Origin of the sequence: Rhodococcus sp. Leaf233, from assembly GCF_001426165.1 — a bacterium.
In the GTDB taxonomy this organism is placed as follows: domain Bacteria; phylum Actinomycetota; class Actinomycetes; order Mycobacteriales; family Mycobacteriaceae; genus Rhodococcoides; species Rhodococcoides fascians.
The window spans coordinates 122,518-147,829 of the sequence record NZ_LMRO01000008.1 but is presented as its reverse complement, the minus strand read 5'-3'; the positions used below and the strand labels follow the sequence as shown (position 1 = coordinate 147,829).

General features: G+C 64.5%; 21 protein-coding genes and 1 tRNA gene. 8 read left to right on the top strand and 14 right to left on the bottom strand.

Going from position 1 to position 25,312, the window contains the following annotated elements; all coding sequences use genetic code 11:
* Window positions 1-175: 175 nt before the first annotated feature.
* On the top strand, window positions 176-1,135 hold the full coding sequence (locus ASH04_RS08470; RefSeq protein WP_045841372.1) for a mechanosensitive ion channel family protein: 960 nt from the start codon (window positions 176-178) through the stop codon (window positions 1,133-1,135).
* A gap of 50 nt (window positions 1,136-1,185) precedes the next feature.
* Window positions 1,186-1,581 (top strand): globin, encoded by a 396-nt coding sequence (locus tag ASH04_RS08465; RefSeq protein WP_027497590.1) that lies wholly within the window; start codon window positions 1,186-1,188, stop codon window positions 1,579-1,581.
* Window positions 1,582-1,629: 48 nt separating this feature from the next.
* Here the strand turns inward: ASH04_RS08465 and ASH04_RS08460 are convergent, their stop codons facing one another.
* Window positions 1,630-2,091: a cupin domain-containing protein gene (locus tag ASH04_RS08460; RefSeq protein ID WP_027497591.1), complete on the bottom strand. Its 462-nt coding sequence runs from the start codon at window positions 2,089-2,091 to the stop codon at window positions 1,630-1,632.
* 189 nt (window positions 2,092-2,280) lie between these two features.
* Here ASH04_RS08460 and ASH04_RS08455 point away from each other — a divergent pair, with 189 nt between their 5' ends.
* Entirely contained in the window at window positions 2,281-3,888 is a 1,608-nt protein-coding gene (locus tag ASH04_RS08455; protein WP_442971189.1) for a glycoside hydrolase family 13 protein, read from the top strand.
* A gap of 41 nt (window positions 3,889-3,929) precedes the next feature.
* Here ASH04_RS08455 and ASH04_RS08450 read toward each other — a convergent pair whose 3' ends face one another.
* From ASH04_RS08450 to ASH04_RS08415, 8 genes are all read right to left on the bottom strand, one after another.
* Complete coding sequence (locus ASH04_RS08450; RefSeq protein WP_057473283.1) at window positions 3,930-4,619, bottom strand: hypothetical protein; 690 nt, start codon at window positions 4,617-4,619, stop codon at window positions 3,930-3,932.
* Window positions 4,612-5,076: an acyl-CoA thioesterase gene (locus ASH04_RS08445; protein WP_045841282.1), complete on the bottom strand. Its 465-nt coding sequence runs from the start codon at window positions 5,074-5,076 to the stop codon at window positions 4,612-4,614. The genes ASH04_RS08450 and ASH04_RS08445 overlap by 8 nt, the downstream gene beginning before the upstream one ends.
* A 42-nt stretch (window positions 5,077-5,118) precedes the next feature.
* On the bottom strand, window positions 5,119-9,951 hold the full coding sequence (locus ASH04_RS08440; RefSeq protein ID WP_057473282.1) for an NAD-glutamate dehydrogenase: 4,833 nt from the start codon (window positions 9,949-9,951) through the stop codon (window positions 5,119-5,121).
* 135 nt (window positions 9,952-10,086) lie between these two features.
* Window positions 10,087-10,503, bottom strand: a complete 417-nt coding sequence (locus ASH04_RS08435; protein ID WP_027497596.1) for an acyl-CoA thioesterase — start codon at window positions 10,501-10,503, stop codon at window positions 10,087-10,089.
* Window position 10,504: 1 nt separating this feature from the next.
* The gene (ettA, locus tag ASH04_RS08430; protein WP_032368469.1) at window positions 10,505-12,184 is read right to left on the bottom strand and encodes an energy-dependent translational throttle protein EttA; all 1,680 of its coding nucleotides are present in this window, start codon (window positions 12,182-12,184) and stop codon (window positions 10,505-10,507) included.
* Between the two features lie 125 nt (window positions 12,185-12,309).
* A complete protein-coding gene (gene ssb, locus ASH04_RS08425) occupies window positions 12,310-12,798 on the bottom strand; it encodes a single-stranded DNA-binding protein (protein WP_057473281.1) in 489 nt (162 codons plus the stop codon).
* Between the two features lie 165 nt (window positions 12,799-12,963).
* Window positions 12,964-13,620: an IMPACT family protein gene (locus tag ASH04_RS08420; protein ID WP_057473280.1), complete on the bottom strand. Its 657-nt coding sequence runs from the start codon at window positions 13,618-13,620 to the stop codon at window positions 12,964-12,966.
* Between the two features lie 50 nt (window positions 13,621-13,670).
* Window positions 13,671-15,467, bottom strand: a complete 1,797-nt coding sequence (locus ASH04_RS08415; protein ID WP_057473279.1) for an ABC transporter ATP-binding protein — start codon at window positions 15,465-15,467, stop codon at window positions 13,671-13,673.
* A gap of 82 nt (window positions 15,468-15,549) precedes the next feature.
* Between ASH04_RS08415 and ASH04_RS08410 the strand changes: the two genes are divergently transcribed.
* Window positions 15,550-15,975, top strand: a complete 426-nt coding sequence (locus tag ASH04_RS08410) for a MarR family winged helix-turn-helix transcriptional regulator (RefSeq protein WP_057473278.1) — start codon at window positions 15,550-15,552, stop codon at window positions 15,973-15,975.
* Window positions 15,976-15,982: 7 nt separating this feature from the next.
* Here ASH04_RS08410 and ASH04_RS08405 read toward each other — a convergent pair whose 3' ends face one another.
* The gene (locus ASH04_RS08405) at window positions 15,983-17,896 is read right to left on the bottom strand and encodes a cytochrome c oxidase assembly protein (protein WP_371827926.1); all 1,914 of its coding nucleotides are present in this window, start codon (window positions 17,894-17,896) and stop codon (window positions 15,983-15,985) included.
* 209 nt (window positions 17,897-18,105) lie between these two features.
* Window positions 18,106-19,263, bottom strand: coding sequence for an XdhC family protein (locus tag ASH04_RS08400; protein WP_057473454.1), 1,158 nt, complete (start codon window positions 19,261-19,263; stop codon window positions 18,106-18,108).
* Window positions 19,264-19,409: 146 nt separating this feature from the next.
* Here ASH04_RS08400 and ASH04_RS08395 point away from each other — a divergent pair.
* From ASH04_RS08395 to ASH04_RS08385, 3 genes are all read left to right on the top strand, one after another.
* A tRNA-Arg gene (locus ASH04_RS08395) sits at window positions 19,410-19,482 on the top strand.
* A 70-nt stretch (window positions 19,483-19,552) separates the two neighbouring features.
* Window positions 19,553-20,695 carry a N(5)-(carboxyethyl)ornithine synthase gene (locus tag ASH04_RS08390; protein WP_057473277.1) on the top strand — a complete coding sequence of 381 codons (1,143 nt, stop codon included), beginning with the start codon at window positions 19,553-19,555 and terminating at the stop codon, window positions 20,693-20,695.
* Window positions 20,692-21,801, top strand: a complete 1,110-nt coding sequence (locus tag ASH04_RS08385) for a methyltransferase (RefSeq protein ID WP_057473276.1) — start codon at window positions 20,692-20,694, stop codon at window positions 21,799-21,801. Before ASH04_RS08390 ends, ASH04_RS08385 begins: the two co-directional genes overlap by 4 nt.
* Window positions 21,802-21,869: 68 nt before the next feature.
* Here the strand turns inward: ASH04_RS08385 and ASH04_RS08380 are convergent, their stop codons facing one another.
* The 3 genes from ASH04_RS08380 to ASH04_RS08370 are packed head-to-tail and all read right to left on the bottom strand — an operon-like array spanning window position 21,870 to window position 24,472.
* Window positions 21,870-22,106, bottom strand: coding sequence for a hypothetical protein (locus ASH04_RS08380; protein ID WP_027497606.1), 237 nt, complete (start codon window positions 22,104-22,106; stop codon window positions 21,870-21,872).
* 23 nt (window positions 22,107-22,129) lie between these two features.
* Window positions 22,130-23,314 (bottom strand): fatty acid desaturase family protein, encoded by a 1,185-nt coding sequence (locus ASH04_RS08375; RefSeq protein WP_032368223.1) that lies wholly within the window; start codon window positions 23,312-23,314, stop codon window positions 22,130-22,132.
* 45 nt (window positions 23,315-23,359) lie between these two features.
* Entirely contained in the window at window positions 23,360-24,472 is a 1,113-nt protein-coding gene (locus tag ASH04_RS08370) for a ferredoxin reductase (RefSeq protein ID WP_032384515.1), read from the bottom strand.
* 195 nt (window positions 24,473-24,667) lie between these two features.
* Between ASH04_RS08370 and ASH04_RS08365 the strand changes: the two genes are divergently transcribed.
* Window positions 24,668-25,294 (top strand): TetR family transcriptional regulator, encoded by a 627-nt coding sequence (locus tag ASH04_RS08365; protein WP_027497609.1) that lies wholly within the window; start codon window positions 24,668-24,670, stop codon window positions 25,292-25,294.
* Window positions 25,295-25,312: the final 18 nt, after the last annotated feature.

Here is a 25,312-nt window from a genome sequence, read left to right as displayed (position 1 = left end):
AGTGGAACACGAATACACCGCCCGCGCACAGCCTTTTTCTGCGCATTTTCTGTTGCCGATCGGTGAACATTCCGGTTTCCGATCGGCGAGTTCGAGGATCGATACCGCTATGCGCTGCGCGACTGGCAAGATTTCTGTGTCTCCGTAGACTTTTCGGGTGGCTGTATCAACCCTTCTGTCCGTATCGCCGTTACCCGAACCTTCGCTGCTGCGAGAGCTCGACACCCGAGCATTCGAACTGACCGACACCGGACGCGACTGGCTGGTCGACCGTCCGTTGCAGATCCTCGGCTATCTGGTTCTGGCGATCGTGCTCAGGCTCGTGTTGCACCGAATGATCGACCGCTTCACTCGACACGACGCCGGCCGATCACCTGCACTTCTCCGGCCGTTACGCGACCGGTCCTCGGGAACGGTGAAGGGCGAGATACTCAACGAACGGCGCAGACAGCGGGCCAACACGATCGGTTCGGTACTCCGATCTGCGGTGTCGGTCATGATCCTGACCTGGTTCGTGCTGTCGGTGCTCGACGTCGTGGGTGTGAACGTCGCCCCGTTCATCGCGTCGGCGGGGATCGTCGGTGTCGCCCTCGGTTTCGGTGCGCAGAACCTCGTCCGCGACTTCCTGTCCGGAATCTTCATGCTTCTCGAGGATCAGTACGGGGTCGGCGACGTCGTCGATCTCGGTGAGGCGATCGGCACGGTCGAAAGCGTGGGATTGCGCGTCACCACGATCAGAGATGTCAACGGCACCGTGTGGTACTGCCGAAACGGTGAAGTTCTGCGGGTGGGCAACATGAGCCAAGGGTTCGCGGTAGCTGTCCTCGACCTCCCCGTCTCCCACACGGCCAACATCGACGAGGCCTGCGCGGTGGCCGAGAGAACCACCAACGAGGTCGTGGACTCCGGCGACTTCGACAGTGACATCCTCGAACCCCCGGAGATGCTCGGCGTCAATGCCGTCAGCGCCGATACCGTGACCATCCGGATCACGATCAAGACCCGACCCGGCCGCCAATGGGCGGTGCAGCGTCGCCTCCACCGCGACATCCTGCAGTCGTTCGACGATGCCGGTATCAAAGCCCCGTATGCGCTGGGCCGTCCGGGTGGGGTTGCAGTCGAGAGCAGCAGCTGAGGGACAATGAGCGTGACCGACGCCGACGAGGAACGAACAGAGAGAGTGTGATGACCGAACCGCAGCAGACGTTCTACGACGCGGTCGGCGGTGCGGAGACGTTCCGGTTGCTCACGGCGAAGTTCTACGAGGAAGTGGCCAAGGACGAGATCGTGCGGCCCCTGTATCCAGAGGAGGACCTGGCACCGGCCGAACGGCGGATGCGAATGTTCCTCGAGCAGTACTGGGGCGGGCCTCGTACGTACTCCGACGAACGTGGTCATCCACGATTGCGGATGCGTCACAACCCGTTTCGGATCGGGCCGCTCGAACGTGACGCCTGGCTTCGATGCATGCACATCGCGATCGCCTCGATCGACCCGGCCGTCCTGGATTCTGCGCACCGAACGCAACTCGTCGACTACATGGAGATGGCCGCCAATTCGATGATGAACTCGGCAATCTGAGAGCTACGGCGTCACGTACTACAGCGTCACGAACTACAGCGTCACGAACTACAGCGATGCGCCTCGCCGAGGGCCCGCTGCGCCACCTCTGAGGCGGCCGAGCCGTCGGCGGAGCGAGCCGGCTACCCCGAGCACGAAGCTCAGCGGCGCGGGCAGGTGCTGCCGCAAGATGGCGTGCTTACGCACGTAGTTGTCGACGCGCCATTCCGACCAGGTGCCGGCGCGGAACAACGCCGCGTCGCCGGGGACCAGAGTCCGGGGCGCGTGATCTTCGCTGGACACCACGACCGACCCGTCCATGATGTGGACGATCTCGTCGACCGCGAAGTACCACCGAAAGCGTCCGGCCGTGCAATCCCACACATTGGTGGTCGTGGTGCCGTCGGTACTCCTGGACCACTCCGCGACGCGAGCCCGCGGGTTTCCTTCGAGGATCCACGTGGGTTCGATGGGACTGTCGGAGAGCGAAACATCTTCCAGCCGCACGGCTTCTATGGTCGAGGTTCTCATGGTGTCGTCGCGTCCTCACCGTCGGGCGCGGCACCGGCCGCTGCACGTTTTACGTTGCAGAACATACAACACTTTCCAAACGTGCGGATACGTGTCGGTCATGTGAATGAGCACAATCCTTTACCTTCGGATCGACCGCCAGTGCAGGGTGCCGGGTGCACCCCAGCGCCCTCGAATCGTTCGCAGCCCATTCGTTTGGCACTATTGCCAGTTGTGACCGATCCGATCGAAAGCACCGAGTTGTCGTGGTGGCAGGACGCCGTCTTCTACCAGATCTATCCCCGGTCGTTCGCAGATGCGAACGGTGACGGAATCGGTGATCTCGACGGCATCAGAGACAAGCTCGGCTACCTCGAATTGCTCGGTATCGACGCCATCTGGATCGGACCGATCACGCGGTCGCCCATGGCCGATCACGGCTACGACGTTTCCGACCCCCGCGACATCGACCCCATGTTCGGCAGTCTCGAGATCTTCGACGCGTTGCTTGACGAGGCGCACGCCCGCGACATCAAGGTCACGATGGATCTGGTGCCCAATCACACCAGTGACGAACACCGGTGGTTCCAGGCGGCTCTGAACGCCCCTCGCGGCAGCGCCGAGCGAGCGCGCTACATCTTTCGAGACGGGCTCGGCGACGACGGTTCGCAGCCGCCGAACAACTGGCCGAGCATCTTCGGGGGTCCCGCCTGGACGCGAGTCGACGAGAGGGACGGCTCCCCCGGTCAGTGGTACCTGCACATCTTCGCGCCCGAACAACCGGACCTGAACTGGGACAACCCCGAGGTCTTCGACGACTTCGCGCGCACACTTCGGTTCTGGCTGGACCGAGGCGTCGACGGATTTCGACTCGACGTCGCCCACGGCATGGCAAAACCTGCCGAGCTGGCCGACATGAGCCTCGAGTTCAACGCACTGATGAAGAACGACGACGACGATCCCCGGTTCAACAACCCCCGAGTCCACGAACTGCACCGCCGCATCAGAGCCGTCATGAACGAATACCCCCACGCGGTGACGGTCGGCGAGATCTGGGTCCAGGACAACGTCCGGTTCTCCGAATACATCCGCCCCGACGAGCTGCACCTGGGCTTCAACTTCCGCTTGGCCAGTGTCGATTTCGACGCCGAGACCATCCGCGATGCGATCTCCAACTCGCTCGCGGCCGTCGAACTGGTCGGCGGCACGCCGACGTGGACACTGTCGAACCACGACGTCGAACGCGAGGTCACCAGATACGGCGACGGAGACCTGGGCTACCACCGGGCCCGGGCCATGATTCTCGTCGAATTGGCCCTTCCTGGAACAATTTTCGTATACAACGGTGCCGAGCTCGGGCTACCGAACGTGCAGCTGCCCGACAGCGCCCTGCAGGACCCGGTGTGGGAGCGGTCCGGGCACACCGAGCGCGGACGCGACGGCTGCCGAGTCCCCATGCCTTGGGAGGGTGATGCCCCTCCGTTCGGGTTCTCCACCACCGATCGCACCTGGTTGCCGATGCCGCCGGAGTGGAAGGGGCTGACCGCCGAGGCGCAGCTCGAAGAGGTCGATTCGATGCTCAGCCTGTACCGCACGGCGTTCGAATTGCGCACCCTGCGGCCGGAGTTCACCGGCGGCGGAATCGATTGGTACGGTGCCCCTCCCGGGTGCCTGGCCTTCCGGCGCCGCGGGGGCTTGATCTGCGCCCTCAACGCCTCCGACGAGTCGATCCCACTCCCACCCGGCGAAGTGTTGCTGACCAGCACTCCGCTGGTCGACGGGATGCTTCCCGCGAACGCGGCCGCCTGGCTCGTCTGAGCCGGCCGGCCGGCTCGTCCGAACCGGCCGACCGGCCACGCTCAGCGTTCGACGGTGAGCGACAACTGTTGGCCCGGGCGGCGAACGAACACCGACCCGAACCTGGCATCGAGGCGCAACCACACCTTGGTGGCGCGTACTCGTACCACCTCTGCGGCGGCGATCCTCTCCGGGTCGACGTCGATCGTCAACGGATCGTTACCGTCGTGCGGCACGAAACCCATTGCGGTCAACCCGAATACGGTGCGCATGGTGACCGAGACGTCGTCGCCGTCACCGGTCACGTGCAACACCTGCTGTTCGAGCAACGAGCTCGGCGGCCCGTGACTGCTGCCGTGTTCCTTCGCCAGTGCGGCACCGCGCTGTGCGAGTCCGATGAGCACCCGCGCGGGGACGTCGTCGAGATGCTCGAATCCGCCGTCGGGAGGAAGGGTGCCACGCCAGGCGGAGTCCATCGAGAAACCCGGGTCGATCACGCCGTCGTCCGCGTTCTGCAGAGCGGACACCAACACATCGGCACCCGCACTGGTGTCGTCGGGCATGATGGTTCCCGCAATCACCCGCGCGGCGAGCGCATCGAAACCGGTTGCCGCCCAACACGACACGCCCCCGCCGGCCCGAGTGCGCAACCGAACGACAGCAGCCTCGTCCAAGCGCAATGCCCTGCTGCAGAACGTCTGGAGGTTCTCCCGCTCGACCGCATCGGGAACGGTCAGAACGCGCTCATACACGCTGCCAACTCACCAGGAACTCGCGCTCGGCGGGAGTGAGCCGGCGCAGTCGCTGCGCATCGATGTCGAACGCCGCGATCTGCGTCGACGCCACCACCGCTGCCGGCGTATCCAGCGACGCCCCGCGTGCCCGCACCTCGTACCCCACGACGAAGTCCACCGCGCGGACCGCATCGATCCACATGAAGACGTCGAGGGGTCCGTCCTCGTGTCGCAGCTGCCCGCGATACTTCACGTGCAGATCGGCAATGACGGCACCGTGACGCAGATTCGCAGTCGGCCTGCCGTCCACCAGCAGCCACGGGATCCGCGCCTCTTCGAGCAACGTCACCATTCGCGCGTGGTTGATGTGTTGATACACATCCATATCCGACCACCGCACATCCACAGCGGCGTGAAAGCCCACCCGCTCGGTGGCGGGTCGCTTGTCGGACAGATGGTCGTCGGGCACACTCACGCGCTTACTACCTCTTCTCGATCGAACGAAAGTTCCATGCTGTCAGGGAACCATGTTTCTCACCTGTCGGGCGGCAACCGAGAGTGTCGCCAGGTCCAGCGTCCCCGTCTCGGCGATCTCGGTGAGCGCTGCACGCGAGCGGGCCAACCGCGACGAATTGGTCGATTCCCATTCGGCGATCTTCTCCGTGACCGACTCGTCCGGTTCGCCCGCGGCCAACACGGCCTTGGTGATTCCGCGAAGGGAGGCGTACAGATCGTCACGAAGAGCCAAGCGCGCCAACGAATGCCATCGATCGCCGCGGGCAAGCTTCGAGACCGCGGTGAGCAACCAGTCGATGCCGATGTGCGCGTCGAGCGCAAAGTAGAGCTCGGCCACCTCCGCCCCGTCTCGGTCGACGATGTCGGCGATATCGATGATGTCGAGCAGGCAGTACACGTCGAGCAAGCCGTAGATCCGACGTGCCAGCTCGGCCGGAGCACCTCGTTCCATCGCGGCCCCCGAACGCCGGTCCAAATCGACCGCCTGGTGACCGGAGATCCACGACGCGACCCGCGGCTGCAGAGCGCGAACCTGCCCGGCATAGCGACTGATCTCGGCCCCGACCGCCAACGGCTGCGGCCGATTGGCCAACAGCCACCGGGATACTCGATCGAGCATGCGACGCGATTCGAGCAGCAGCTCGGCCGACACTGCGGTGGGTACGTCGGCCGCGCGAATCGAATCCCACACCTCGTCGAGGCCGAAGATTTCGGTGGCCGCGGCGAATGCGCGGATGGCGTCGGTGCCTGCGGCACCGGAGTCCTCGGTCAACCGATACGGGTAGGTGATTCCGCCACAGTCGATGGCCTCGTTGGCGAGCGTCGTCGCCACCAGTTGACGCCGTAGCGGATGCGCCTTGATGGCATCTGCGTACGGATCCCGCAGTGGCTCGGGGAAATACTTGGGTAGCCGGGGGGCGAAGACGTCGCTGTCGGGAAGCTCGCTGTCGAGCAGTTCAGCTTCCAGTGCCAATTTCACGTGCGCCATCAACGTCGCGAGTTCCGGCGACGTCAGTCCACGCCCGTCTTGCTTGCGACGACGGAGATCGGCCTCGGTGGGCAGAGCCTCGAGCTCCCGGTCGAGCCCTCGACGCGTCTCCAGATCCTCGATGACCCGGCTGTGCACCGTCACCAGATGTGGTGCGTCGAATCTGGACGTACCGAGCAACTCGTTCTGCATGATGTTGTCCCACAACACCAATCGCCCGACCTCGTCGGTCATGGACGCAAGCAGCTCATCGCGGTCTTCGCGCGCCAGGTTTCCGTTGGTGATGGCAGTCTCGAGCAGGATCTTGATGTTGACTTCGTGATCGGAACAGTCGACGCCCGCCGAGTTGTCGACGGCGTCGGTGTTGATCTTGCCGCCGGCTGCGGCGTATTCGATCCTGCCCAGTGCGGTGGCACCGAGGTTTCCGCCCTCCCCCACCACGGCCGCCCGCACATCCACGCCGTCGACCCGCACTGCATCGTTGGCCTTGTCGCCGACTTCGGCGTTGCTCTCACTGGATGCCTTGATGTAGGTGCCGATTCCGCCGTTCCACAACAGATCGGCGGGGGCCTTCAGAATCGCGTTCACCAACTCGGGTGGTGACAGTGCAGCAACCGATTCGTCCAACCCGAGGGCCGAACGTGCTGCGGCGCTGATGGGTACGGATTTGCGGGTCCGCTCCCACACCCCTCCGCCGGCACTGATGAGCGAGGTGTCGTAGTCCGCCCACGACGACCGCGGCAGGGCGAACAAGCGCTCCCGCTCGGCGAACGACGACTCCCGATCGGGATCGGGGTCGAGAAAGATGTGCCGGTGGTCGAACGCCGCGAGCAAGCGAATGTGTCGGCTCAACAGCATGCCGTTACCGAATACGTCTCCGCTCATGTCGCCGACGCCGACGACCGTGAAATCCTGACTCTGAGTGTCGATCCCGAGCTCACGGAAGTGCCGCTTGACGCTCTCCCACGCACCCTTGGCGGTGATTCCCATGGCTTTGTGGTCGTATCCGGCGGATCCACCGGACGCGAACGCGTCACCGAGCCAGAATCCGTACTCGGCAGCGATGCCGTTGGCCATGTCGGAGAAGGTCGCGGTGCCCTTGTCCGCCGCGACGACGAGGTAGGTGTCGTCTCCGTCGCGGCGCACCACCCCGGTAGGTACCGATACCGACCCGGTGGCCCGGTCGAGATTGTCGGTGATGTCGAGCAACCCGGCGATGAACAGTCGGTAGCAGGCTTTGCCTTCCTCGGCGTATGCCTGTCGATCTCGGTCGGCTTCACCGGTGGTCACCGGAGGACGCTTGACGACGAATCCACCCTTGGCCCCGACGGGCACGATGACTGCGTTCTTGACCATCTGAGCCTTGGCGAGCCCGAGAATCTCCGTCCGGAAGTCCTCCCGTCGATCGGACCAGCGCAACCCGCCTCGGGCCACCGCACCGAACCTGAGATGGACCCCCTCGACGCGCGGGGAGTACACGAAGATCTCGAACGTGGGCTTCGGTTTGGGTAGCTCCGCGATGGATTGCGGGTCGAACTTGAGCGAGAGGTACGGGCGATGTGCACCGTCGGATCCCACCACGAAGTGGTTGGTGCGCAACGTCGCTCGGATGAGCTCGAACATGCTGCGCAGAATGCGGTCGGCATCGAGGCTGACGACCTCGTCGATGAGCTCACCGAGCTGAGTGCCGATGGCCTGCGCGTCCGCTTCGGCACTGGTCTCGGGATCGAACTGCGCCTCGAACAGTCCGACGAGCAGCCGCGCGGTGCGCGGATGCGCCAGGAGGACGCCCTCGATGTTGAACTGACTGTAGGGAAAACCCGCCTGCCGCAGGTACTTGGCGTAGGCACGCAACACCACGGCCTGCCGCCAGTGCAGACCTGCGCGCATCACCAGTTCGTTGAAACGATCCGCTTCTGCCGCGCCGCTCCACACGGCCGCGAATGCGTCGGTGAATCGGTGCTGGACCCGGCTCTCGCGATCGGCCGTGCCTGCCTCGGACAGCTCGGCGTCGAGGTCGCCGTCGATGGCCGAGCGCAACATCTCACGCGAGGCGGAGAGGCCGAAATCGTATATCCAGCAAGACATTCCGTCCGGACGCACCACCGGGTACGGCCGCTCGTCGTCGACCTCGACACCGAGACTCTGCAGAATGGGCAACACCTGGGACAGTGATACGCCCGCACCGCCGATGTACAGCGAGAAGCGCCAGCTCCCCACGGCCGAACGCTCGTTTCGGTAGAGCTGCATGTCGATCGCTTCGTCGCCGAGTGCTTCGAGGCGGGCAATGTCCGTGACGGCCCTGGCCGGACTGAAGTCCTGCTTGTACGCCTCGGGAAAAGCCTCGGTGTAGCGCTGAATGCGCGCCGGGTCGACGGCTCGGTCGAGGGACACGGCGTCACCCAACGAGTCCTCCCACGTCCGGGTGGTCTCGGTCAGCGCCGCTTCGATCCGGGTGATGTCGTCGGCGGACAGGTGGGGAGAGACGGTGCCCGGTGCGCGGCGCACCGTCACGTGCAGCAGCGCGAGATCCGATTCGGTGACGCGTGCGGTGTAGTCGAGCGAGGTGCCACCGAGCTCTCGGAGCAGTCGGTCCTGGATCGCGAGTCGGACGCGAGTGGTGTAGCGATCTCGCGGCAGGTACACCAGAGCACTGACGAAGGACCCACTCGCATCGGGTCGCACGAACAGCTTGACCTTGCGCCGGCGACCCAGCGCCAGAACAGCACTCGCCGTTTCGAACAGCCACGAAGCAGAGGTCGCGAACAGTTCCGACCGCGGCATCGACTGCAGCACCTCGAGCATGGCCTGGCCGGAGAAGGACCCGAGATCATGGCCGGCCTTGGCGATCACCGACCGCACTCGACGCTCGATCACCGGAATGTCGAGGACGTTCTCGTGCAGCGCGGTGACGGTGAAGACTCCGACGAATCGATGCTCGGCGGAGTCGTCGGCGTCGATCACACTGACGAAATAGGGGTAGACAGCACGATGAACCGTGGCGGGGTTCGGACCCTGCGTCAGAGCAACCAGGTCGCGCTCACCGACCGGTTCGGGTCCGTCTCCATGTTGACCGGCATCGCGCAGCACACCCAGGCTGCTCGATTCCACACCCGTTGCGGTTCGGTCACCGTCGCTACCGTCGATCGTGTATCTGCGGTAACCCAGCAAGGTGTAATGGCCGTCGCCCAGCCAACGCAGCAAGGCAGCCGCATCCCGGTGTGCGACGGCTGGTTCGGAGTCGGTGTCGCCGGACGTCGCGGCGACACCGTCCAACCGATCGGCCACGGCAGCCTGCACGCGACGCATCTCGTCGGTGTCGCCGACGACCTGACGCACATCGGCGAGTACTCGACTCGTCTCCTCTTCCAAATGCGCGACGGCATCGTCGGAGGTGGACGGGTGCAGCTGCACGTGTATCCAGGACTCGGCGATGCCGGCCGAGCTCAGCCCGACGAGCACTCCTTCTGCGTTCCGATCGACGGTGAGGATGGGATGAACCACGTCGGTGTATTCGATGCCGAGACGCGAGAGCAGCGACATGATCGATTCGACCAGCAACGGCATGTCGTCGGTGACGATTTGTAGGTAGCTTCCCGCTACCTGCTGTGCTGCAGACTCGTTCGGTCGGTGGACCGCCACATTCGCCGTCCCCGGCAGCCGCTCTGCGGCGAGCCGAACGTGCCGCCGAAAAGAGGCGATGTCGGGGGTATGCGCGGACACTGCGACCGCAGTGGCGTCGGTGTGCTCGAAATACTCCGTACGCAATGTCGCCAACTCGGCCACAAGCCTGTCGTCGAGCCCGTCGGCCCAGTCGTCGTCGGTCAGGTCAAGCGAGCGTGACATTGTTTTCGAGTACTCCCTCGTGAGGATTTCCCGACGCCCGCCGATCGCCGGTCGTCGATGACCCCTCGACCCTAGTGCGGGTGACCCCGCAACCGCAGAGATCTCGGGAACCAGCGCGTCAGGCCGATCCGGCAGTCACGACGAATCGCTGTGGAGATACTCGCTCAGTGCAGTTCGTTCGTGTTCGCGCAGCGGCCTGGACGAGGAGGTGTCGAGATCGAAGGCCACCATCAGTGCCTCCGCGTCTGCACACACCGTTCCGTTTCGATCGGTGACGACGTGCCGAACGCCGTACGAGGTGGTTCCGATACGAGTGATCCACAGCTCGATCACCAGCGGGCCGGAGTCGTCGAGGATCGGGTGCAAGAAGTTGGTGGTCAACGTACGAACCACCACCGCGCCGCGACCTTTCGAGCCCCCCAGGACCGCGTTCAGAAACTGAACGCGGCCTTCCTGGAGGTACTCGACGAACCGGGTGTTGTTTACGTGCCCGAGGCGGTCGGAATCACCCCACCGCACCTGAAGTGTGCAGGTGAAGGTCTGTGCCGACATGTCAGTCTCTGGTCAGCTTCCGGTGCGTGACGCGGTGGGGACGCGCCGCGTCGGGACCGAGCCGCTCGACCTTGTTGGCCTCGTAGCCCTCGAAGTTGCCCTCGTACCAGTACCAGGCAGCCTCGTTGTCTCCGAAGCCGCCTTCCCACGCCAGGATGTGGGTGCAGGTGCGGTCCAGGAACCACCGGTCGTGCGAGATGACCACGGCGCAACCGGGGAATTCCTCGAGCGCGTTCTCGAGCGATCCGAGTGTCTCGACGTCGAGGTCGTTGGTCGGCTCGTCGAGCAGGATCAGGTTGCCGCCCTGCTTGAGCGTCATTGCCAGGTTCAGACGGTTGCGCTCACCGCCGGAGAGAACTCCGGCGGGCTTCTGCTGATCGTGGCCCTTGAATCCGAACGAGCTGATGTACGCGCGCGACGGGAATTCCGAGTTGCCCACGGTGATGAAGTCCAGGCCGTCGGAGACCGTTTCCCAGACCGTCTTCTTCGAGTCGATGCCCGAGCGGTTCTGGTCGACGTAGCTGAGCTTGACGGTCTGCCCGATCTTCACCTCGCCGCCGTCCGGCTCCTCGAGCCCGACGATGGTCTTGAACAGCGTCGTCTTGCCGACACCGTTGGGTCCGATGACGCCGACGATTCCGTTGCGCGGCAACGTGAACGACAGATCCTTGATCAGCACGCGGCCGTCGAAGCCCTTGTCCAGGCTCTTGACCTCGACCACGACGTCGCCGAGGCGCGGCGGGTTGGGGATCTGGATCTCGTCGAAGTCGAGCTTCCTGGTCTTCTCGGCCTCGGCCACCATCTCGTCGTAGCGCGCGAGACGAGACTTGCTCTTGGCTTGACGAGCCTTGGCACCGGAGCGAACCCAGGCGAGTTCGTCCTTGAGCCTCTTCTGCAGCTTCTGGTCCTTCTTGCCCGAGACCTCGAGGCGCGCTGCCTTCTGCTCCAGGTAAGTCGAGTAGTTGCCCTCGTACGCGTGCAGTCGACCGCGGTCGACCTCGCAAATCCACTGCGCGACGTGATCGAGGAAGTATCGATCGTGAGTCACGGCGAGAATGGCACCGGCGTAGGCGGCCAAGTGCTGCTCGAGCCACAGCACACTCTCGGCGTCGAGGTGGTTGGTCGGCTCGTCGAGCAGCAGCAGGTCGGGCTTGCTGAGCAGCAGCTTGCACAGGGCCACGCGACGCTTCTCACCACCGGAGAGGTTGGTGACCGGGGACTCGGGCGGCGGGCAGCGCAGCGCGTCCATCGCCTGCTCGAGCTGGGAGTCGATCTCCCAGGCGTCGGCGTGGTCGAGCTTTTCCTGCAGCTCGCCCATCTCTTCCATGAGCTCGTCGGAGTAGTCGGTTGCCATCAGCTCGGCGATCTCGTTGTAGCGCTTGAGCTGGACCATCGTCTCGCCGAGACCGTCCTCGACGTTCTCGCGAACGGTCTTGGTGTCGTCGAGAATCGGCTCCTGCATGAGGATGCCGACCGAGGCACCGGGATCGAGAAACGCCTCACCGTTTCCGGGCTGATCGATTCCCGCCATGATCTTGAGGATGCTCGACTTACCGGCGCCGTTCGGGCCGACGACGCCGATCTTCGCTCCCGGGTAGAAGCTCATCGTCACGTCGTCGAGGATGACTTTGTCGCCGTGCGCCTTGCGCACCTTCTTCATGGTGTAAATGAATTCAGCCATGCCGCCCAGCTTATCGGTGCGGCCGCGTCGGAACACCATCGACCGAGTCCGCGCCGAGCCCACATCCGTCGTCCGCGGTCGTGCGCGGGTTGCATCCACCGGGGACGACGGATGTCGGCGGGCCGTCAGGCGGGTACCGCCTCGCGGACGTCGTCACCGATTCGATCGCGATCCGGCTCGTCCTCCGGTGGTTCGGCGGCACCCCGATCGTCGTCGGTGAGTGCCTCGTTTGCAGGTACTTCGGGCGCCACCGTCCTGGTCCGATGGATTGCCACGTTGCAGCGCGCAAGGTCCGGCCCGACGGCGCTGGCCCGCATCTCGAGGTCGGATCGTTCGACGCCGTCGCGATTGGTGTATTCGTTGGTGCGCAGCTGTCCGTAGGCGATGATCGGATCGCCCTTCATCAACGATGCGCCGACGCCGCGCACGAGTCGACGCCAGCACGTGACCGTGAGATAGAGGGTGCCGCCGTCGGTCCATTCACCGGTGTTGCGGTCCTGCCGTCGGGCATTGCTCGCCATCCGAAAGCTGAGGACCTCGTCGCCGGTGGGCGTGGAGCGCTTGACGGGATTGGTGATGACGGTGCCCACAACAGCGCACTGAGCTTCGTACATGGTGTCTTCCTCTCGATGGATGTCGCGTGATTGCGATCGAGATCGACACTGCTACGCCAGAGCCACCCGTGACGGACGTGTTCGCGAAATGTGGACAACCGCTGAGCCTGTGGATGAACGTCCAGGATCGGCTGGTCATGACGCCACTCGTGTCGGACCGGTGTGCTACTCGGCTGTCTCTACGTAGACATGCCCACCGAGAGCCGGCACCACCCGTCCGGCGGTGAGCGACGCCACCAGCGCTGCAGTCGAATCGGCGTCTGCGACGGCGACGGTGAGCACGGCTCGAGTGTCGTAGGCGGTATCGAGCACCAAGGCCCCGTGTCCGCGTAGCTCCGATTCGACCCGTCCCACCTCGGCATGGTCGAGTTCGAGGGTCAGCACGTCGCGTCGCTCTCGGGTGAGAAACCGAGCCCGGGCAAGTGCCTCGGTGACCGCACCGCCGTAGGCGCGGGCCAATCCGCCGGTACCGAGCTTGGTGCCACCGAAATATCTGCCGACCACCGCGACCACGTTGGTCAGCCCATGACCGCGCAACACCTCGAGCATCGGCGTTCCTGCCGTGCCGCTGGGTTCGCCGTCGTCGTTGGATCGCTCGATGCGGTGGGTCGAGTCTTCGTGGACGACAACGATGCCTGCAGCCGAGGATTCGACGATGAATGCCGAACAGTGATGTCCGGCAGTCGGATCCGCTTTCCGCGCCGCTGCGATGACCGCGCGAGCGTCGGCCTCGGTGCTCGCCCTGTCCACCACGGTGACGAACCGCGATCTCTTGACCTCGGTCTCGCACACAACCCGGCCGGCGATCGTTCGAAGCGCCATCACGCGGCAGCCCAGCTCATGCAACAACCCTGCTCATGCAACAACCCTGCTCATGCAGCAACGCTGTCCACGACATCGTCTGCGGCACGGACCAATTGGGCGTACATACCGTCTTCGGCGAGCAGAGCCTCGTGGCTTCCGACCTCGCGCACGATGCCGTGATCGAGTACCGCGATGGCGTCTGCTGCTCGCACGGTGGACAGGCGATGGGCGATCAGAATGGTGGTACGGCCGTGCATCAAACCGTCGAGCGCTGTCTGCACTGCACGTTCGGTGCGATTGTCCAGGGCGCTCGTCGCCTCGTCGAGCACCAGAATCGGCGGGTTGCGCAGGACAGTCCGGGCGATTGCGATGCGCTGCTTCTCACCACCGGAGAATCGGTAGCCGCGCTCGCCGACCATCGTGTCGTAACCGTCGTCGAGGCCGTCGATGAAGTCGTGGATCTGGGCCGTCCGAGCGGCAGCCACGATCTCGTCGTCGGTGGCGTCGGGTTTGGCGAACCGCAGGTTCTCCCTGATGGTGGCGTGGGACAGGTAGGTCTCCTGAGAGACGACGCCCACCAGGTCGGCAATGTTCTCCGACGCCAGGTGCCGCAAGTCGACACCGTCGATGGTCACCGAGCCGGCTGTCGGATCATGCAGGCGGGCAACGAGGTATCCCAGCGTGGTCTTGCCCGATCCGGTTGCGCCGACGAGCGCGAGCGTGCTCCCGGCCGGTACGTCGAGATCGATGTTGCACAACGTCGGGACAGTCGCGGCGGCATAGGTGAAGTCGACGCCGCGGAAAGCGACATCGCCGCGCACGCTCTCTCGCGAGAGTGTGACCGGGTGCTCGGGTTCGGCGACATCGATGGGCAGGTCGAGATACTCGAAGACTCTGCCGAACAGCGCCAAGGATGCCTGTACTTCGACGCCGGTGTTGAGCAATTGCATGGTGGGCCGGAACAATTGGGTCTGCAATGCGGTGAACGCGACCAGGGTGCCGATCGTCAATGCACTCCCCTGACCGATGGTGATGCCGGCGAACCAGTACACCAGAGCGGGCATCACGGCGAAGCTGATCTGAATTGTCGCCATCCGCCACTTGCCCGCCATCATCGCGGCCAGTTCGACACCGGCCACCTCGTGCGATCGGTCGGCGAATTTGTCGGTCAACGCCTGGGCGGAACCGGTGGTCTTGCCCAGAAGAATTCCACTGACGGACAGTGATTCCTCGATCTGGACGGACAGATCGCTGAGCAATTTCTGCCGCTTGGTCGAGATCCTGCGACGCTCGTCGCCGATACGTCGAGCGACTCGCACGAAGATCGGCAGGATGATCAGCGAGAACGTGGCGAGCTTCCAATCGAGCAGGAAGAGCGCGACCACGGTCGCAGCGACCGTCGTGGCGTTCTGCGCGATGGACGTCGCGGTGTTGGTGACGACGGATTGCATGCCGCCGATGTCGTTCGCGATACGCGATTGCACCTCACCGGTGCGCGTTCGCGCGAAGAATCCGAGGGACTGTCTCTGCAGGTGCGAATAGACCTGCACGCGCAGATCGTGCATGAGTTGCTGACCGACGCCGTTGGACATCCAGGTCTGCACCACGCCAAGAGTGTTGGTGGCGACTGCAACAGCGATCATGCCGACCGCGATGAGGCTGACGAGCGTGACGTCGCGGTCGGGAATTGCATGATCGAGGAGTTCGCGAAGAAGTAGAGGAGAGGCGAGCGCAATGATGGCGCTGGCCACGATGATCGCGCTGACGACAGCGATCTTGCGCCGGTAGGGCGTGAACAGAGCCAGGACTCGTCGGACGGGCGCTGGATCGGAAGCGAGTGGTACGCGTTCGGGACTGCTTTCCAAGTAGACCTCCGTGGTAGCTGAAGTAATATGCAGAGGTTACCTCACTATGAGGTTGCGAGCAAGCCTCGCTATGATCCGTCGTATGGACACCGGACACTCGCCCAACCTGAGCGATTCGTTCATGGCCGTTGCCCGAAGAATTCGGCGAAGCCACATGACTGCGCTGGAACCGTTCGGACTCAACCCGTCGCAGAGCAGGGCCATGCACGTCTTGGCCCGCGAACGAGAATCGGTCCGATTGCGTGATCTGGCCGAGCACCTCCGCATCGTCGCGCGATCGGCCACCGACATCGTCGACTCACTCGAAGCGGCAGAACTGGTGACGCGAGCGCCGGACCCGAGTGATCGACGCGCTGTTCTGGTCGAGCTGACCGACGCCGGCCGCGCCCTGCTCGACCGCGTCGACGAGGCACGACGTCAGGTGTCCGCGGACATGTTCGACGGCCTCGAGCCGGCCGAACGCACCGAACTCGACCGGCTTCTGCACAAGATCGCCGGCAGCGACTGACGAGAAGCTACTGCCTGCCGTCCCGATCACGACGGGCCAGCTCGGCGAACATCGCGTTGTGCGCGGCCAGGTCGGCGTCGTGGTCACGCTCGGCGGCTCTGTCGCCGCGCCTGGCGTCGCGATCGTCGCTGCGGGACCACTGGATCAGCAGTGCGAGCATGACCAGCACCAGAGGCACCTCGCCGGTTGCCCACGCGATGCCGCCACCGAGCTTCTGGTCCCCCAGTAGGTCGGAGTTCCAGTCGAGGCCGAGCGTGCGGTAGAACCAGGCACCCATGACGGTGTTCATGCTCATCAGCGCCACACCGAAGAACGCATGGAACGGCAGTGAGCCGAACACCACGGCGAGTTTGGTGACCGGAGCAATCTTGCGCGGAGACGGATCGACGCCGATGACCGTCCAGTAGAACAGGTATCCGCTGAGCACGAAGTGCAGGTTCATCAACAGATGAGCTCCGTGACTGTCCAGTACGGCCCCGAAGATTCCGCCGAGATAGAGCACGTAGAAGCCGCCCACGAAGATCAGCGCCGCGACGAGCGGGTGGGTGACGAACTGCGACAGTCGACTGTGCAGGCCCATCAGCAACCACTCGCGCATCCCCGGGACGCCGTCCTTGCCTGCCGCGGGCAGGACACGCAACGCCAACGTCAGTGCACCACCGAGCGCGAGCAGAACCGGCGCGAGCATCGACAGCATCATGTGTCCGGTCATGTGCACGCTGAACACTGCCGTGGAATACCGTCCGATGCCCGACGACGTACTGATCAGCAGTGTGAGGCAGCCCAGGACCCAGGCGACGGTGCGACCGACGGGCCACGCGTCGCCGCGCAGTCGCAGCCGACGGACCCCGATCAGATACACCACGGCCATCACGATCGCGGCGGTGCCGAAGATCAGGTCGAAGCGCCAATCGAAAGCCATACGAGCGAACGTCGGCGGTCCGCTGAGGTCGTATCCGAGCGCGGCCTCGGTCGGCGTCAGGTTCGGGTCGATCTCGGCGGGCGGAGGTGTTCGCCCGAGCCCGACGGCCAGACCGACGGTCGCGGCGAGAACGAGCACCTCGGCCCCGGCGAACCGGAGCAGCGGTCCACGGGCGGTGGGATCGGCGATCAGTGCGGGCAGAGCGCGACGCCGCTGCATCCAGCCGAATCCGCCGAGCACGATCAACGCGAGAATCTTGCCCACGATCAGCAGGCCGTACGTCGTGGTGAACAGGTCGGCGAGAGACACCCGAACCAGGGCGTTGATGACTCCGCTGATGCCCATGACGACGAAGCAGACGCCGGCGATCGTGGAGAACCGCCGAGCAGCGACGTCGGTGTGCGCGCCGCGTCTGCGAACATGTGCAAGCAATGCGAACAGCCCGCCCGCCCACAACGACGCGGCACCGAGGTGCAGGATCAGCGAGTTGGTCGCGATGTCGTGCGATCCGCCCGCCGAGGAATGACCACTGAGCGCAATGGGCAGCAGGGTGGCCAGCGAGAATCCGAGCAGCGCAGGCGTCCAGGACCACCGCAGTACCGTCCTCGATGCAATGGCGACGACGACGGCCATGATGGCCGTCCACCGCCATGCACTGGCGATCTCCACCTGATCCAGCGCGATCCACAGATTCGCCGGCTTCACGGCCTCGGCGAACGGCTGGCCGGAGGTGTCGGACAGCGTCAACGGCACGAGGAGAAGCGCACATACGGCCCAGACGATGGATGCGACCGAGCCGGTGCGAACCGCCCGGTAACCGTCCACGTCGAGCACGCCGTTCTTCTGCGGCGGAACCAGGAACGCCGCCAGCAGGAACGAGCCGACCGCGATGACCGCTGCGATCTCACCGATCGCACGCAGGGCGGGCAGTCCGTAGGTGGTGGCCGGGCCGGGATCAGGGATACCGAGCAGGACCAACGCGTCCGACGCGGACAGCATGACGATCAGGGCAGCGACGACACCGGCGATGACGCCGGCAGTGACGAACACCGACGTGGTTGTCGAGCGGGGATCTGCACTGCCCGTACCCTCGTCCGACCGCACATCGCCGGTGGAGTCCCCGGCGTGCGACGGGTCGGTCTTGTCGAGATCCGGTGTGGCCATACCACCAGAGTAAGAGGTGTTCGGCAGTACTCGAAACGCGAGTCCTACACAGCGTCGTACTTTGCCCCGTCCTCGGCGTCCAGCGAGTCGTGGTGGATGCGTCCGTGCTGCTGCCGGAGAGGCGTGCCGCTCCCGCCCCATCTCTGGGCGATGATCTCCGCCGCAATGGACACCGCGGTCTCCTGCGGCGTGCGTGCACCCAGGTCGAGTCCGATCGGGCTCGACAATCGCGCGAGTTCGGTCTCGGTCACTCCTGCCGCCCGTAACCGGGCGATGCGGTCGTCATGGGTTCGCCGCGAGCCCATCGCTCCGACGAACGCCAGGGCCGGAATCCGCAACGCCACTTCGAGCAGTGGCACATCGAACTTCGGGTCGTGAGTCAACACACAGACCACGGTCCTCTCGTCCAACTCCCCCGCCGCCCACTGTTGGTTCAGGTAGTCGTGCGGCCACGCGACCACCACCTGCTCGGCAGCGGGAAAGCGCTGCGGGGTCGCAAACACGGATCGGGCGTCGCAGACGGTGACGCGGTAGCCCAGAAAGGCACCCTGCTGCGCAACCGCCGCAGCGAAGTCGATGGCACCGAACACGAGCATTCTCGGCGACGGCGCATGACTGGACACGAACACCTGCATTCCCCGACCGCGGCGCTGGCCGTCGGTTCCGTACGTCAGAACAGCCGAACGTCCCGCTGCGAGTAGCCCTTTCGCGTCGTCGGCAATGGCGGCGTCGGCCCGCGAGCTGCCGAGGGAACCGCGAATACCCGACTCCGTCAGAACTGCTCTCCGACCGACCCGTGTTGCGTCGGCATGAGCGATCACGGTGGCCACTGCAACCGGGACGTTGCGGCGCACGTTCGCCACGACGTCACCGAACTCGGGAAAGGTGTGCTTCGACACCGCCTGCACGAACACATCCAGCGTTCCCCCACACGTGAGCCCGACTGCGAATGCGTCGTCGTCCGACACTCCGTATCGAGTGAGTATCGGCGTACCGGACTGCATCACGTCCTGCGCCGACTCGTACACGGCACCCTCGACGCAGCCGCCGGACACCGAACCGGCGACCGCACCGTCCTGGCCGACCATCATCGACGCACCCACAGGACGCGGCGCGGAGTCGAATGTCTGCACGACCGTTGCCACCGCGGCCGCGTCGCCGGTCTGCCAGGCGTGCAGCAGCTCGTCCAGAATGTCGTGCATCGAACCTCCTTCGGGTGCCGGCCGGAACGTATACGACATCACAGGCTTCCCCCTGCACTGCTCCCTCAACCCATGCCGGTGTGATCGCCGTAGGCGGAAAGGTACACTCGTCAACCGTGCTCGAGCGGGCCTGTCCGCGCGTGCCAGCCTCCGTAGCTCAGGGGATAGAGCAAGGGCCTTCTAATCCCTTGGTCGCAGGTTCGAATCCTGCCGGGGGCACCCTCTGACCAGCGCGAACGCTGGCCGACTCGCGTTACTGTGGTTGACTTCGCGTAACGAAGGGTTACACGTGCATCAGCTCACTCTCGGAGTCCTCTCACGTTCGCGCAAGCCCGATGAGCGTCGACTACCGATTCATCCTCTTCATTTCGATCGCATCGACGCCGACATTCGAGGCCGAATGTTCCTCGAATCCGGCTACGGCGAACCGTTCGGAATCACCGACGAGCACCTGGCCACGCAGGTCGCGGGCATCGGCACCCGCGCCGAGCTCATTGCTCGGTGCGACGTGATTCTGCTGCCGAAGCCTCAGGCCGAAGATCTCGAGTCTCTTCGACCCGGCCAGACGCTCTGGGGTTGGCCGCACTGTGTGCAGGACGAAAGGCTCACCCAGATCGCCGTCGACCGCAAGCTCACGCTGATCGCCTTCGAGGCCATGAACCACTGGACGCAGGACGGCTGGTTCAATCTTCATGTGTTCCACAAGAACAACGAATTGGCCGGGTACTGCTCGGTGCTGCACGCATTGCAGCTGATCGGTTCCACCGGGGACTACGGCCGCAGGTTGCGGGCCGCTGTCATCGGTTTCGGAGCCACGGCTCGCGGCGCGGTCACCGCGCTCAGTGCACACGGGATTCACGACGTCGATGTCCTCACTCAGCGTGGGGTCACGGCGGTGGGTTCGCCGATCCACTCGGCCAACATCGTCAATTTCGATCTCGACGACGCCGATCCCCGCCAGAGCCGAGCTCTGACTCCCGACGGTCGAATCCCACTCTCGCAGTTTCTGTCCGACCACGATGTGATCGTCAATTGCGTACTGCAGGATACGAACTCACCACTGACGTTCCTGACGAACGAGGACCTGCCCACATTGACTCCGGGCACCCTGGTCGTGGACGTCTCGTGTGACGAGGGAATGGGATTCGAATGGGCTCGGCCCACGTCGTTCGCCGACCCGATGTTCACCGTCGGTGACAACGTGCACTACTACGCCGTCGACCACAGCCCGTCCTATCTGTGGAATTCGGCGACGTGGGAGATCAGCGAATCGTTGCTGCCCTACCTTCGCGTGGTTCTCGACGGGCCCGCAGCGTGGAGTGAGGACGTCACCATCGAGCGTTCCATCGAAATCAGGGAGGGTGTCATCGTGAACCCCAATATCCTTGCCTTCCAACATCGCAGTGCGGAGTACCCGCACACTGCAGCATGAGCGTCACGTGGGTCGAGGACGGCGTCGAACGGTCCGCGCGATGGCAGTCGGAGAACGGTGCGCCGCCACCGCGGGTGATACGGATCGTCGACGACGCGACGACGGCGGACGTGGCCTACAAGCTGGCGACGATCGGCGAGTCCCTGCTGTGGCGTGGCGATTACAACAACGCTCGCCAGCTCCTGTCGGCCATGACGCGGCGGGTACCACCGGCCACACAGCCCGAGAACGCGTCGCCCGCCGAGCGGTTCCACCTGCATCGTCAGTACCAGGCGCGGCGCGCACGGGTATTGGGAATGCTTCTGGTGCAACTTGATTCGGATCTACGGCTCGATCTCGGCCGAGCGCCGGAGGTGCGATCGGCCGTAGCGGAAGCACTGGGTCCCGATGCCTCGGCCTGCGTGCTGTCACTCCGTGAACTCCTCGGGATCATCGGCGCACACGAGTGGCGCCGCAAGGGAGTGTTCGTGCCGGCGCTGGACGCGTCCGTTCATCCCCACTACGGAGTGTTCTCGCCTGTCCGCGGTGAGTACATCCAGCTCGTCGCCGAAGCACCGCTACCTGCCACGGACCGGGCTTTCGACATCGGGACGGGCTCGGGTGTGCTGGCTGCGGTACTCGCGCGCCGGGGCGTACCTGCAGTGGTGGCGACCGACAAGGACCCCCGATCGGTCGCGTGCGCCCGCGCCAATCTCGACGCACTCGGGTACAGCGATCGGGTCGAGGTGGTGCAGACCGACATCTTCCCGAGCGGCCGCGCGGGATTGATCGTCTGCAACCCGCCGTGGATCCCCACCAAGCCGACGTCGGGGATCGAGCATGCCGTCTACGATCCCGGTTCTCGCATGCTCAAATCGTTCCTCAGCCGCCTCGGCGGGCATCTGACGCCCGACGGCGAGGCCTGGTTGGTGTTGTCCGACCTCGCCGAGTTGCTCGGATTGGTCACGCGCACAGACCTTCTCGCGTCGATCGACAAAGCCGGCCTGACCGTCGTCGACCGGATGGACACCGTGCCATCGCATTCTCGAGCGACCGACGCCTCCGATGTTCTGCACGAAGCCCGGTCGCGCGAGACCACGTCGCTGTGGAGACTGCGCCGCCGCTAGCCATCCACGCCCGACACGAGAAAGCCGCCCGAGCAATGCTCGGGCGGCTTCGTCGATCGCGCGGTGAGTCAGTGCCGGTCGCGGGTCTCGAACTCTCCGTTGATCACGGTGCCCAGCGGCGCGTCACGCTCGGCCTTCTTCGCGGCCTCGCGCATTTCGATTCCATCGGTGATCAGATCACCGATCTCGCGAGTGACGTCACGGACCGCTCCGGCGATGATCACCACGATTCTGCCGACGTGTGTCGCCGCAGACTCGGTGAAATCCTGCACGGTGTCCTTGTTGCGCTCGAACCTTCCCACCACCAGGACCGCCCCCTTCGAAGTCGTCACGCTGCGTCGGTCTTCTTACGCTCGACGATAACACTGGCCGGAGCCGCCGATCCGGTGAGCGAGTTGGGCAGAGCGAGCTTGAAGATCTTGCCCCACACGGTACCGATCTGGTGGAAGAAGCCGCCGGTGTTGTACGGCAGGTCGTACTTCTGGCACAGAGCCTTGACCTCGGGTGCGATCTGCGGGTAGCGGTGCGCGGGAAGATCCGGGAAGAGGTGGTGCTCGATCTGGTGCGAGAGGTTGCCGGACATGATGTGGAACAATGGCGAACCCTCGATGTTGGCCGATCCGAGCATCTGACGGACGTACCATTCGCCCCGGCTCTCGTCGGCGGTCTCTTCCTGACTGAAGGTCTGCACCCCCGTCGGGAAGTGGCCGCAGAAGATGATCGAGTACGTCCACACGTTCCGGATCAGGTTCGCAGCAACGTTGCCGACCACGGTCGAGGCGAAGAACGGCCCGGTCAGAGCGGGGAAGATGACGTAATCCTTGAGAGCCTGCTTGCCCGCCTTGCGCCACATTCCCTGCAGCAACGGCTTGACGTCGTGCCACTTGCGCTTACCGGCGACGATGTTCTCGGTCTCGAGGTCGTGCAGCATGACGCCCCACTCGAAGAACGTCATGAGCAGGAATGCGTAGACGGGGTTGCCGAGGTAGTACGGGTTCCACTTCTGGTCCTGATCCATGCGCAGGATGCCGTACCCGATGTCGCGGTCCATGCCGACGATGTTGGTGAATGTGTGGTGCATATAGTTGTGCGAGTGCTTCCACTGGTCTGCCGGGCAGACGGTGTCCCACTCGAACACCTCGGAGTTCAGGCCCGGCTCACGCATCCAGTCGTACTGGCCGTGCATGACGTTGTGGCCGATCTCCATGTTGTCGAGGATCTTCGCGACGCCGAGTGCGCCGACGCCGGCGAGCCATGCCGGCGGGACGAAAGGCAGATACATCAGTGCGCGTCCGGTGATCTCGAGCCCGCGCTGCGCCTTGATGATCTTGTAGATGTACTCGCGGTCCTCGTCGCCGAGCTTGGCGACGGTGCGGGCACGCAGGTCGTCGAGTTCGCGGCCGAGCTCTTCGACCTGTTCGTACGTCAGTACGGTCGGCTCGTCGGGCAACGTTTCGTTGCGTCGGAAGGGAATGACGGCGGTGGGCAGGATCGAGAGAATCGTTCCGAGCATCTGCTGATCTCCAATTCGATCGGGTGGTGGGCGGGAGCTCCGGGACTAGATGTCGATGTCGACGTCGCCGACGGCAACGGACACACAGAGCTGGATCTTCTTGTCGGATTCGGTGTCGGTCTCACCGGTCTTGATGTTCTTGGTGCAGCCGGACTTCTTCACCGAGGTGCAGGTGAAGCAGATGCCCATTCGGCACCCGTTGGCCGGCGACAGACCGGCTCCCTCGGCTTGTTCGAGCAACGTTGCACCGTCGTTCTCGGCGGCGACGTCACTTCCGGAGAACGTGGTGGTTCCGGTGACGTCGTCGCTCACGGTGGCGAAGGACGGTGTGAATTCCTCGAGGTGCAGTCGGTCGCCGAGCCCTGCGTCGTCGAAGAACGACGTCACGCCCTTCATCAGCCCGGGCGGACCGCACAGGAAGGTGTCCGCGTCTGCGAACCACGGTGCCACGGCGTCGAGATGCTCTTTGCCGAAGAACCCGTGCAGGTCCCCGCCGGTCGTCTGCTCGGTGTATGCGAAGACGAGGTTCACATTGTCGTGCTCGGCGGCGATCTTCTCGAGATCCTGCTTGTACGCGACGTCGTTCTCGGTGTACGCGTAGTGCAGGAAGGTCAGGTCGCTGCTGTACCCCTCGTCCAGCAGCGACCTGAGCATGGACAGCACGGGCGTGATGCCGCTGCCGCCGCTGATCAGCAGCGTGCGCGCCGGGCGTGGCTGGGGAAGCTTGAAGGTGCCGTCCGCCTGCGACAGGCTGACGACGAGGCCGACGTGGGCGTTCTTGTGCAGATACTGCGAGACCAGCCCCTCGGGGTGCGCCTTGATCGTCAGCTCGATTCGGCCGTCCTTGCGGTACTGCGAACAGGCCGGCGAGTAGCAGCGAGTCTGACGTACGCCGTCGATGACCACCCCGACCTGAACGAACTGGCCGGCCTGAAAGCCCTTCCACTGTCGGGTGGGGCGGATGGTGAGCGTGAGCGAATCTTCGGTGGACCGGTGTATCTCGGTCACTTCACCGCGCAGATCACGAACGGTCGTCATGGGGTCGACCAGCTCCAGGTACCGATCGAGCGCGTGGGGCGTGGCCATGGCCTCGAACAGGGAAAGAAGCGAGAACTTGCGCGAACCCGTGGGTCGCGTCGGACGTTCTTGAAGCGTCATTCCATCCTCCCTAACCGGATCGAACCCTACGACCCATTCAGTGAACGATTGTGCACTAACATGAGTGTGACAGAGCGACACCGGTACCTGTCAACGTTTATGTGACCGCCATTACAGACCTCATGTGAAGTTCACGGGGACCGCGGAAGCAACCGGAGGGGAGATCACAGAGTGCCCGCCCATAAACTGGACGCCGTGACAGAACCGGGTACCCGCGCGGAGCGCAAGGAGCGCACGCGGCAGGCCTTGATCGACGGCACACTCGATCTGCTTCGCGAACGGTCGTTCGCGAGCGTGAGCCTGCGTGAGGTCGCGCGGTCCGCCGGCATCGTCCCCACCGCGTTCTATCGACACTTCGCGTCCATGGAAGACCTCGGGGTCGCGTTGGTCGAGGACAGCATGCGCATGCTGCGCCAGATGCTGCGCGATGCCAGACGCAACCCGAGTACCAAGACGGCCACCGAATCCTTCGGCATCCTGGTTCGTCAGGTCCGCAGCCACGAGGATCAGTTCCGCTTCCTCAGTCGCGAGCGCTACGGCGGAGTCACCGAGGTACGTCGCGCGTTCGCCACCGAGCTCCGGCTGTTCGTCAGCGAGCTGACTATCGACCTCTCTCGCATGCCCGGTCTCGAACGATGGGACGTCTCCGATCTCGAGATGACGGCCGACCTCCTGGTCTCGACGATGCTGACGGCGGTGGTCGGTCTGTTGGAGATCGACCGGCCGGGTAGTCAGAACGAGAAAGACCTCATCGAACGCACCGAGAAGCAGATCCGGATGATCATGCTGGGGATGAGCAAATGGGAACCGCGACGGGCCTGACCGTCGGGCACGAGCGCG